At 38.7% G+C, this 9,441-nt stretch carries 6 protein-coding genes; 1 reads left to right on the top strand and 5 read right to left on the bottom strand.

The genetic code is table 11. The annotated features are described in order from the left end of the window. From BTO22_RS04725 to BTO22_RS04715, 3 genes are all read right to left on the bottom strand, one after another. On the bottom strand, positions 1-1,596 hold a 1,596-nt coding region (locus BTO22_RS04725), incomplete at its 3' end, for a GH92 family glycosyl hydrolase (protein ID WP_181044562.1). Positions 1,597-1,651: 55 nt separating this feature from the next. Next, a complete protein-coding gene (locus tag BTO22_RS04720; protein ID WP_105054493.1) occupies positions 1,652-4,096 on the bottom strand; it encodes a GH92 family glycosyl hydrolase in 2,445 nt (814 codons plus the stop codon). Positions 4,097-4,630: 534 nt separating this feature from the next. Further along, positions 4,631-6,337, bottom strand: a complete 1,707-nt coding sequence (locus BTO22_RS04715; protein WP_105054492.1) for a phospho-sugar mutase — start codon at positions 6,335-6,337, stop codon at positions 4,631-4,633. Between the two features lie 246 nt (positions 6,338-6,583). Between BTO22_RS04715 and BTO22_RS04710 the strand changes: the two genes are divergently transcribed. After that, positions 6,584-7,579: a 2-hydroxyacid dehydrogenase gene (locus BTO22_RS04710; protein ID WP_061028444.1), complete on the top strand. Its 996-nt coding sequence runs from the start codon at positions 6,584-6,586 to the stop codon at positions 7,577-7,579. Between the two features lie 59 nt (positions 7,580-7,638). Here BTO22_RS04710 and BTO22_RS04705 read toward each other — a convergent pair whose 3' ends face one another. Further along, the gene (locus tag BTO22_RS04705; RefSeq protein WP_060990674.1) at positions 7,639-8,112 is read right to left on the bottom strand and encodes a response regulator; all 474 of its coding nucleotides are present in this window, start codon (positions 8,110-8,112) and stop codon (positions 7,639-7,641) included. After that, positions 8,099-9,439, bottom strand: a complete 1,341-nt coding sequence (locus BTO22_RS04700; RefSeq protein ID WP_061028442.1) for an ATP-binding protein — start codon at positions 9,437-9,439, stop codon at positions 8,099-8,101. The genes BTO22_RS04705 and BTO22_RS04700 overlap by 14 nt, the downstream gene beginning before the upstream one ends. Between the last annotated feature and the right edge of the window lie 2 nt (positions 9,440-9,441).

The raw sequence follows: 9,441 nt of genomic DNA, 5'->3' as shown, positions 1-9,441 counted from the left end.
AGGGTCTTCAATGTATTTAACGTGTGCGGTTAATGTCTTATCAAGTACTTGTTTATCCCATTGAGGAAAATCTTCAGGCTTATAGGTTGACGAAGCGATAGCGGCATTAAGAGCTTGAACTTTCTCTTCTTGCGAGAATTCATCTGGGTATTTAATCATGGCATCTGCAATGACAGCAACTGCAGGGTAACCAACCATTGTTCCAGTTTCATCTCCCATGTGTTCCCATTTAGGCAGCAACCCACTTTCCACCTGTTTTTGAACTAAGTTTTTCGCATATTGAACCGCTCGGGTCGGCTCTGTAATTGTTTTTAGAGGATGCAACGCACGGAATGTATCCCATAAGGAATACACGGTAAAATTGGGCTTATCTTCAGTCGCGGTACCATAAGTTATCGTATATTCTCCCTCACCATTGCGCATAGAGCCAATCCCCATTCCTCGGAAGCTTTTATCCACATCCTGATGAACGATTGGTGCAATTTTAGTGTGGTATAACGCAGTATAAAAAATTTCTTTTTCTTCTTCCGTACCACCTTTAATAAAGAAGTTTAACGCTTTACTCCATTTTTTAACGGCATTACCTCGAGCAACATTGAATGGTGTTAATTTACCATCGGTATAGGCTTCTGCATCATGATTTTCTTTCGCGCCATCAGCACTCACACCTGAAATTGCAACTTGCGCATTCAACTCTTGATTATCACCAGATTCAAATTCTATATAAGCAGTTACATCAGCTTTCGTCCGCTTAATAGCGACACCTTCATCATTGTAAATCAATTCAGACCGATGCTCTGCCGTTAAACCATTTACTTTAACGCCGCCAGCTAATAGATAAACGGCTTTAATTTTTTTATCGAAAGTAGCATGAAAAAACAGTTTTTGGTTTTTAGCCCAACCCGAAAAGTTTGCTGAATCTTTTTCACCGATAACCGAATAGCCATCTTCACTGATTTTCAGTTTATTACGAAGCGATGTTGAACCCCAGTCTGAATTCAGGATAGAGTTTAAATCTATCTTAAGTTTTATAGGTTCACCTTTTGGATAAGTGTATCGATGGAAGCCCACTCGCTCTGAAGCGGTTAACTCTGCTTTTATTCCGTTATCGGCGATCTCTACAGAATAATATCCCGCCTCTGCTATCTCTGTTGTTTTATCTAACTTAACAAATTTAGCTTTACGATAATCATCTGATTCATCTATATATTTTTCATTATTTTCTATAAATGGTAGAAACTGAATATCTCCAAGCCCTCCCATCCCCGCGCCACTTATATGAGTGTGGGAAAAACCAAATAAGGTAGCTTTATCATAGTGATATCCTGAAGCAGAATGCCAGCCAATTAACTCCGTATCTGGTGAGAGCTGCACCATTCCTTCAGGCACGACGGCTCCCGGAAATGTATGACCATTAAACCCAGTACCAATGAAAGGATTAATGTAAGCAACATTACCCTCCAGTTCAGGAAATGGAGACGTCACAGAGGTGTTAGTATCATTACTCTCTGTATAAATATTATTAACTGTTTCTTCTGCACACCCAACAAGACCAAAAGCGATTGCGAATGCTAAATAAGATCGTTTAAATTTCATGGAAATCCTTTTACTTATCAAAGTAACAGGCACTGATGAACAGTGCCTGTTTGGGTTAATTTAGAACCGCTTTCATTGCTTGGTTTTTGTCGCCAGTCATTACAAAATGTAAGTTACCGCCTGCTTTGATATCACTATGTTCGAATGAGAAGTCATTTAATGGTTGGCCATTAATACTCACTGATTTCACGTATTTATGATGAGGGCTATTGTTATCTGCCGTAATCGTAAACTCACCACCTTTCACTGCTAAAGTCGTCTTATTAAACAATGGGCGACCAATGCTGTAAGTTGGATCTGCGGGGGTGACTTGATAGAAGCCCATTGCCGACATGATGTACCAAGAAGACATTTGACCAACATCTTCATTACCAACAATGCCTGTTGGCGTTGCTGAGTACATTTCATTCATAATACGGTCTAAGTATTCTTGTGCTTTCCAAGGTTCATCCGTCATATTGTATAAATAAGGAATATGATGAGATGGCTCATTACCATGCATATATTGACCAACATACCCCGTTAAATCAGGTAACTCTTCGCCAGTATTAGAGGAACTTGCATTAAATAGCTCATCTAAATCTTCACGAAATGCTTTCTCTGGTGAAGTATCAATTCCTTTCGCTACATCAGCTTCATAAATGGCTGCTTTTAAGCCTTCAAAATCATGCATCGGCTGAAATTTCCATTGCCACGCATTACCTTCAGTAAAGGCAAATTCATCTACGTAGTAAGGATCAAAGGGCTCAAATGTACAGGTTTTCACCTCATCAACTGTCTCACAGTGTGCAATTGGATGATTAAACTCTGACGCTGGTTTTTCCGGACGAGTGCTGTCCGGATGATTTTTTGGACGTAAGAATCCAGTTTCTGCATCCCAATGATTTTTCCAATTATCAGCACGAGTTATGAATTCATCTTGAAGAGCAATATCACCACTCATACGAGCAATTTCAGACATAGCCCAATCACCATAAGCAAACTCTAACGTATAAGATGCTGAGTTCCAGTAACCATGATGCACAAACCCATTTTCTTCATACACTTTAACTTGCACTACATTAGCCGCACCTAAGTTCTGATCTTCTGTCCAACCAGCATCAATAAATTGCTGCTTCTCTTGGTAACGAGCTGTAAATTCTGCCGCCGCTTTTGCTTTAGTCTCATCAATATCAAGCCCTTTTACCATTGCATCTGCAATAATAGAAATGGCAGGAAACCCAATCATCGTTCCTGTGTAATGACCATGAAGCTCCCATTTAGGAAGAATGCCACCGTCTTCATATTTACGAATTAAGTCATTCGCATATTCTTCTGCACGCTGTGGGTTTATTATTGTTTGAAGTGGATGAAATGCACGAAACGTATCCCACATTGAATAGATTGAGTAATTAGGGATATCCTCTGCATCTTTAATATCTTGAGTTCGCATTGCACGATATTTACCATCAACATCTTGGAAAATCATAGGGGCGATTGAGGCGTGATATAGGGAAGTATAAAAGATTTCACGCTGCTCTTCTGTTCCACCTTCAATCTTAATTTTATTAAGTTCTTGGTTCCAAGCATTCAAAGAGGTGTTGCGTACTTTAGAAAAATCCCAATGCGGTACTTCGGCGTTTAAATTTCCTTCAGCCCCTTCTGCACTCACTGGTGATATTGCTACTTTCATTTCAACGGGTTTGCTTGATTCTGCGAATTCTAAATAGGCAATCGTATGAACCGCTTCAATACCGCCTTCATTTTTAAGTGCAATATCCGTTTCAACATCATCAATCATGGCTGTTGCTTTTAGAATTGGTTGACTAAACTTGGCATAGAAATAGACATGCTGATTATTAGCCCAACCATCAGAACTGCGTTTACCTTTAATGGTATATTCATCTACAATTTCAATGTCTCCAATCGTAGTTCTATTACCCCAAGATTTATTTAAGGTATGGTCAAGATCAAGCTTAATATAAGGTGTTGCTCCTTTTTTAAAAGTATATCGATGATAACCAACACGAGGAGATGTCGTTAATTCTGCTTTTATTTCCCCATTATTTAGGTCTACTGCATAATAACCGGCTTGAGCAATTTCATTTTTCTTATCAAACGTATTATAAGTTGCATTCGATTTATTTATAAATGGAAGAACAAGAATATCACCTAAGTCAGTAATACCCGTTCCAGATAAATGAGTATGAGAAAAACCATATACAGGAATATCAACTAATTTACCATGATCAAAATAACCTGCCGCAGAGCCCCAACCATCCATTTCTGTATCAGGGGATAACTGAACCATACCAGAAGGATATACTGCACCAGGAAAAGTATGCCCATCAGCACCCGTACCAATTAATGGGTTTATATACTTTGCAAAACCGGACACTGCGGGAACGCTTATAGATGGAACGTCAGGATTAGACGTTGATATATGGTTAACGGTTTCATCACCACAACCAGTCAGCCCAAAAGCGACAGCAAATGCTAAGAAAGAGAGTTGGAATTTCATATTGTTCCTTATTACTACAATGAAAACATCTGAAAACACTACACCATTGTTTTTATGGATATTTACAAATAAGAACCGAATATGAAATACGTGTTTTCTATCAAAAACCGCATAATCTATACGATATTACCCAATATGTTTAATAATCACGGTGCTATGTATTCTTTAAATAAAAAGCGAAACGCACGAACCTTCTTACTTTGAAATGTTAATTCCATTTGAAGAAAGCTTATTAATAACCATGAGAATAGTAAGTATATATGGAGGGTATAGTAAGTTGATATTTAAACCATTTACTGGATTATTGAACCATCAAAATCAATTTGTGATATGTTGCGAAATATCTCACAAGAAAATAAATTAAATAGCAATATAGCTCACAGAGATAAATATAAAATTAAAAACAAAACATTCAATAAGCAAATATATGTGATTTTAATCCCTAATTTTATAGTGTTTTAAATTATTTATCATATAAAAATGGCCTCAATATTATATTGAGGCCATTAAATAATTAACAAAGGTATTGTTATTTTATAGTAAACTTTTTTGATGCTCGCTAATCAATCGCGCCATAGCGGTATTGGCTTCAATCTGAATATCTGCACAATCATCAGTTGGCGCTATGTCTGTTACCATCTCATAGTAACATTTCAACTTTGGTTCAGTTCCTGAAGGGCGAACAATAATACGAGATTCATCTTCTAAGTGGTAAATCAGCACATCACTCGCCGGTAAATCTATTGACTCTGTTGAGCCATCAGATAAATAACGTAATGAGGCTTTTAAATCTTCAGTGACACTAATATTTACACCTGCAATTTGTTTAGGTGGCGCTGCTCTTAATTTATCCCCAATTGGTGGAGAATTAGGATCTAATGCAATGCTTTGCTGCGCATTTACATATAAACCATGAGTGCGATAAATCAACTCTAATTCATCCCAAACACTCTTACCTTGCGTTGAAAGCTCTGCCGCTAATTGAGCAAAGGCAACTAAAGCAGATAACCCATCTTTATCCCACACTTCACTACCAACGGTATAACCAAGCGCTTCTTCATAAGCAAAAAGAAATTGCTTCTCATCACTCTGTTTTTGCATTGCAACGTTAGTCAGCCACTTAAAACCAGTCAGCGTCTGAAAATACTCTGCACCTTTTGCTTCTGCAATTTTCTTTAGCAAACGAGAAGACACAATCGTATTACCGACCAGCTGCTTAGTGGCATCCGTGTGTTTCAATAAATAATGTCCAAACAAGATACCAACTTGATCTCCTGTTAACATCTGATAACTACCGTCTATTTTTCTCGCAGCAAGAGCAAAGCGATCCGCATCGGGGTCATTAGCACAAGCAAGTTCAGCCTGTACTGAATCGGCCAGTGCAATCACCATATCCATCGCACCTTTTTCTTCTGGATTAGGGAAATTTACAGTAGGAAAAGTACCATCAGGCTCTCTTTGTTCTGCCACGCTCACCACATGATTAAATCCAGCATCACGTAATAAGGTCTCTGCCATATCAGCACCCACACCATGCATTGCGGTATAGGCAATCGAAATGGCTGATGGGTTAGTATGATTTGAAAGCAGTGGATTACTATTCATTGCATCGCGGTAGCTTTGATAATATTCATCATCTAACCACACTAACAGCCCTCGCCCTTCAGCATCACTCAAAGACATCAACGGAATAGGCTTAGTCGCAGCAATATCTATCTCATTAGCAATACCAGAATCATGCGGTGGAATAATTTGCGCCCCATTCTCCCAATATACTTTAAAACCATTATATTCTGGTGGGTTGTGGCTTGCAGTAACCACTACGGCTCCGGCTGCATTAAACTTCTTGATCCCATAAGCCACAATAGGTGTCGCTGCTACTTTGGTTGTTAAGAACACCTTAATACCTAATGCGGTTAATACACTGGCGGTATCATGAGCAAATTGCTGAGAGTCAGTGCGACCATCATAACCAATCACAACCCCTCTTTGGCTTGCATTTGTAATGTGTTCAATTAAGTAATGACCTAAGCCTGTTGCTGTCTCTTGGATCACAAGTCGATTCATTCGGTTCGGCCCAGCACCTACCATGCCACGCAACCCTGCAGTACCAAATTGCAGACGAGAAGAAAAACGATCTTCTAATTCAGAGACATTATTACTATCAACAATGCATTGAAGTTCTTCACGTGTTTTTGGATCTGGATCTCTCGTTAGCCATTCTGTTATTTGCTGCATCATAATGAAAACCTCTTTACTGAATATATTTAGATTCTAAATGATATTTATTATCAATTACATGAACGCAATCGCTAAACTAGATGTAAAATTAAATATGAACAAATTATAGCTCTGATACGTAACTATCTTTACTCACATAATACAAAAAGCAACTATCTCTCATTTTACCCTTATTTTTATGTTAATAAGTGGTAGAGTAGAAAAAGAGTAAAATTAATATAACCTATTTATTTGTAAGGATATTATATGAAGATTGCCATGTTCAGTACCAAATCTTACGATGAATCTTCTTTTAGTCGAATTAATGAGAAGTATCAATTTGAGTGTCAGTATTTCAACTTTCAGCTAACAGAAAGTACAGCACCCATCGCCAATGGTGCCGACGTTATTTGTGCTTTCGTTAATGATGACCTATCTGAACCAGTGTTAACTAAACTTGCCTCACAAGGCATCAAATTAATCGCAATGCGTTGTGCTGGTTTTGATCGTGTTGATCTGGATGCGGCAAAAAAGCTAGGGCTACAAGTAGTTCGTGTTCCTGCTTATTCACCAGAAGCAATCGCTGAACACGCAGTTGGAATGATGATGTGCCTTAATCGCCGTTTTCATAAAGCATACCAACGAACTCGTGATGCAAATTTCTCTCTAGAGGGATTAACTGGCTTTAATTTCTTTGGAAAAACGGTAGGGGTTATCGGCTCAGGTAAAATAGGCCTTGCAACTATGCGTATTTTGAAGGGATTAGGGATGGAGATCCTTTGTTATGATCCATACCCAAGCCAAGTTGCTATTGATTTAGGCGTTAAATATACGACCTTGGATGATATTTTCACCCATTCAGATGTGATCACATTACATTGCCCATTAACATCTGAAAATACACACTTACTAGATACTGACTCATTTGAGAAAATGAAAGATGGCGTGATGATCATCAATACAAGTAGAGGTGGATTGCTTAATTCAGCTAATGCTATTGAAGCATTAAAAGCAGGAAAAATTGGGGCACTTGGGTTGGATGTTTATGATCATGAAAAAGAATTGTTCTTCCAAGACAAATCAAACGACATAATTACTGATGATGTATTCCGTCGTTTATCTGCTTGCCATAACGTTCTCTTTACTGGACACCAAGCATTCTTAACAGACGAAGCATTAGAAAATATTGCTGCTACGACATTAGGAAGTATTGATGCGTTTATTAAAGGTGATGCGTCTGGTAATGAATTGATCCAAGCATAATTATGATAACTCCCTTATGTAAAAATAGTGCATGAGGGAGTTATAGTAAAAATACGAGATTATCGTAATCGGTTTAATACCACTTGTTGATCAAGGTGTTCTTGATAATCGGTATATTCAAGCCCTTTATCAAACACAAACTCGGTCACCAAACGAGTGACTAGTGCTCTTAATTCATCTGCGTTCCATGGTTTTTCAATATAGCTTTCAATACGAGCTCGATTAATAGCAATGATGGTATCTTGATGAGTTGCTTGACCCGTTAGAAGTACCTTCTTAGTTCTTAAGAAGCGGTAGTCGTGAGACACATCGGTTAATAACTCCACACCACTTTTACCCGGCATCACATGATCAGATAACACTAATGCAATGTATCCACCTTCACTGTCCAATTCATCCATTAAGTCTAATGCTTCGTCTGCCGATTCACACTCTTCAATATTGATCCATGACTTTAGTGGCGCGAGATCTTGCAAAACGGCACTCAGCACTTCCCTTTGATCGTCTACACAAATCAGATTAAGCTTTTCCATGACCGTCCTCCACTGGCAATTTAATTCTAAAAATAGTTTTGTCCTGATTGCTTTTTACGGCAATTGAGCCACCGTATCCACTCAAGATCCGTTTCACAATCGCTAACCCTAACCCTAACCCAAAAGAGAGTCCGCCTTTTTTAGTCGTAAAGTTAGGCTGAAATATTTTACGTCTTGTCGCTTCATCAATTTCGGGGCCATTATTGGCAATAGTGACTAGGACAAAACGGTTTGATACTCTGGTAGAGATCTCAATCTCTGGTTCTTGTACCTTCTCCATCGCATCACTGGCATTCTTAATAATATTAGCCCATATCTGCACAAGCTCTGTTGCTGAGGCTTTCACCATAGGCATTGCCGCTGGGCTTAAATGCACAGAAACACGGCGTAAATCACTCTGCAATAGCACTAAGGCTTTATTGATACTGTCATTTACATCTAATATTTCATCGGTATCAATATCTGTTCGACCTAGCTGTTTAACTGAACGAACAATCCCAACAGAGTGCCTTGCAGCCAAACGCATATCATGCAGATCTCGTCCTATGTTCCAATATCTTACCGCTTGCTCTGGACTTTTAAGCCAAAATTGAGAAAGCTCACCTTCTGGAACAGCTCTTGCCAATTCACGAGCAGTATCTCTATCAATACCGTAACTAACTTCAAGCTCTCGCCCTCGCTTTCTTACTTCAGAAGAGCTGATGTTTTGCCCGTGGATTAATCCTTGATCGACAAAACTACTCGCTTCCGGATGTATCTCTTCAAGCAGCTCTAAAATAATAGACTGAAGCCGCTCTGTTTTACTGCTTAATACGCCTACTGCATTATTGAGTTCATGTGCAATTCCCGCCGCTAGCTGTCCTAACGTTGTCATCTGCTCTGCTGAATATAGCTTTTGTAATGCTTTTTCTTTTTCAATAGATTCATGCATTGCTCTGCGTTGTCGACGAGAAAGTTCATTAACAATAATTGGTGTAAATTGAGCCGTTAAAGGGCCGTAACGCTCTAACTCAATCGCAGTTGTTTTTGAGTCAATCCAACTTAATTCACTTTCTGTTTTACTTACCACGGTTGATGAAGCTATTAAGGTCTCTGAGAAAAAACTGTGTACTCCAATAAAAGCACCTTCAGAAGCGCTAAATACTTTAACTTGGTTCTCACCGTTTTCTTCTAAATAAAACCCTTCCAATTCTCCAGAACAAACGTAATAGAGACGGTCATTATCAGCCCCTTGCTCTAAAATCGTCTCTCCCGCAGGAATTACGACTCTTCGCTCGGGTTGACTAAAGTACGCATCAATCAAACGTTGTAATTTCTCTTGATTCATAA

The sequence above is a fragment of the Aliivibrio sifiae genome (assembly GCF_002954705.1).
Taxonomy (GTDB): Bacteria; Pseudomonadota; Gammaproteobacteria; order Enterobacterales; family Vibrionaceae; genus Aliivibrio; species Aliivibrio sifiae_A.
This window is presented reverse-complemented; position numbering and strand designations above follow the sequence as displayed.